The 2,634-nt window shown below is 36.8% G+C and carries 1 protein-coding gene and 1 pseudogene; both read left to right on the top strand.

The window, feature by feature from the left end; all coding sequences use genetic code 11:
* A partial coding sequence (locus AC1DVB_RS26495) for an MMPL family transporter (protein ID WP_477591774.1) occupies positions 1 to 935 on the top strand: 935 nt, incomplete at its 5' end.
* Between the two features lie 920 nt (positions 936 to 1,855).
* Positions 1,856 to 2,634 (top strand): annotated as a pseudogene (locus AC1DVB_RS26490) (flotillin family protein); the annotation flags it as partial.

Genomic DNA, 2,634 nt, shown 5'->3' with positions numbered 1-2,634 from the left:
GAGATATACAACAAAAAATCAATGAAGTGACAGAAGAATTAGGTGAATTATCGAATGTAGATAGTGTAAGTCCACCAATTCCAAATAAATCAGGAAATATCTACATGATATCAATTACTCCAAAAACCGGGCCTAACGATATAGAAACCAACGACTTGGTACACTCTATAAGAGAATTATCAGATAAACTGACTAATAAAGATCAATTAGAATTGTTAGTTACGGGGTCAACGGCTGTTAATATAGACATTTCTGAAAAGGTGAACGACGCATTACCGTTATTTGCTAGTTTAATTGTGGGATTTGCGTTTGTGCTTTTGGTTTTAGTATTTAGATCTATCCTTGTCCCATTAAAAGCTGTTTTAGGTTTCTTACTTTCACTTGGAGCAACTTTGGGGTTTGTTGTATTTGTAATTCAAGATGGAAATCTTATAAACTTATTTGGTTTTCCTACTGAAAGTCCTGTCTTAGCATTTTTACCTGTTATAGTAATAGGTATATTATTTGGTTTAGCCATGGATTACGAAGTCTTCTTAGTAAGCAGAATGCGTGAAGAATTTACACATTCAAAAGATGCAAAAAAAGCTATACTAGCAGGACTAAAAGATAGTGGAGGAGTAGTGACAGCTGCAGGTCTGATAATGGTTTCTGTATTCACAGGCTTTATGCTTGCCCCCGATCCAATCATTAAATCAATGGGATTCGCGTTAACTTTTGGGATTGTTTTTGATGCTTTTATTGTAAGGATGGCAATAGTACCAGCTGTAATGACATTAATGGGAAAAGCAGCATGGTACATACCGAGCTGGATGGATAAAATTCTTCCAAATATTGATGTTGAGGGTACTACGATACAAACTGAGGTAGCTGAAGAAAAAAACACAAACAATAAAAAATATTCTAATTTAGTGAAAGAAGGAAGAATGTCAGAATAAAACATGATGAATAATTACTTTTTCAAATACCCGGTCGTCAAGAAGCCGGGGTTTTTCCTTCTATAAATGCACTTATTTAACAGAATGTTTCTATATTTATTTAACTACAGTAAAGTGTGATAAGGGCAAGTTTGTGAACAAATGCACTTAAAGTTTTCAATAAATTCAACGATTTGCGGCGCTTTTATTTTAATAAAACGAGAACACATATTATATATGACTAATATGTGTTCTTCTTTATTTTTAAGGTTTTTAAAATTTAGGTCTTGATAGGTTATTAACAGCTAATAAGAAAAAATGAGGAGGATCACCACAAACCAAACATAAGTGGTCCTTTGCTTTTACTATTAGGAATATGAGCTGTGGCAACAATCTAAACTTAAATTAGTGAAGCAACAACTGCAATCTTTATTCAGCTGATTTTTTGATAACAGTAAAAATGGCCTTATATCTGATTTATAGCATTATCCAGAACATTTCCCCAATATATAGATAACCATGTTTCTTTATTTTAAGTACCACAAAGTTGTAATATCCTAAGAAAATTCCGATATTAATAGTTTTTATTAGTATAGATTTACTTTAACACTGTTTTCCCGATATAAGGGATTCAATCATTTCAGTTATTTTCTGTCTCTGGCAAGAGCCGCAGCAAGATTAATACACTCAACCACGGTAACCGACAAAAATATGATATCCATGGACCATTTGATGACGAAATCCAAGCTGACAAATATATAAAGCAAGAAGGTTGGGGGATAATGATCGGTAAAAAATCAGGCATTACAAGCTAACTGGTAAAAGATAAGGATATTATGTACATTTTTTAATAATGTACAATGCTTTTCTAACCACTTATGCTTTAGTATAAACGATTCATTAAAGATTTTATAATTATGTACAATGATTTATAAAGATAATACACAGAACAGGGAGTTCCGGTCATGGCAGATGGTGTATCGATCATCAAGATTGGCGGTTCAATCACCGATATAGCCACAGCTGCTGAGCAATTCCTTGGTAAATCGAAAGATGACCGTGAACAGGAAGCTCGGGAAGTATTGGAAGGGCATCTTCGTTCCATCCTTGGTTCGATGACCGTCGAGGAAATTTATAAAAACCGTGAAAAGTTTTCCCAGGAGGTACAGAGGGTAGCCTCGCAGGACTTAGCTAAAATGGGACTTATTATCGTATCGTTCACGATTAAAGATGTTCGGGACAAAAATGGATATCTTGAGTCGCTCGGAAAGCCTAGGATTGCACAGGTGAAGAGGGATGCCGATATAGCTACCGCCGATGCAGAGAAAGAAACGCGAATCAAGCGAGCCGAAGCTTCGAAGGAAGCGCAGCGTGCCGAACTTGAAAGGGCAACAGAAATAGCCGAAGCCGAAAAAATCAACAAGCTAAAGGTTGCGGAATTCCGTCGAGAGCAGGATATTGCCAAGGCACGGGCTGACCAAGCGTACGATCTTGAAACGGCCAGGTCTAAACAGGATGTAACCGAACAGGAAATGCAAATCAGGATCATCGAACGGCAGAAGCAAATTGAGCTGGAGGAAAAAGAAATCCTCCGCCGTGAAAAGCAATATGATTCAGAAGTGAAGAAAAAGGCCGATGCCGACCGTTATGCGGTAGAGCAGGCAGCCTCCGCCAATAAGATGAAACAGATTACAGAAGCGGATGCCGATAAGTATAAAAT

It is taken from the genome of Peribacillus sp. P4_D6, assembly GCF_056401795.1.
This window is presented reverse-complemented; position numbering and strand designations above follow the sequence as displayed.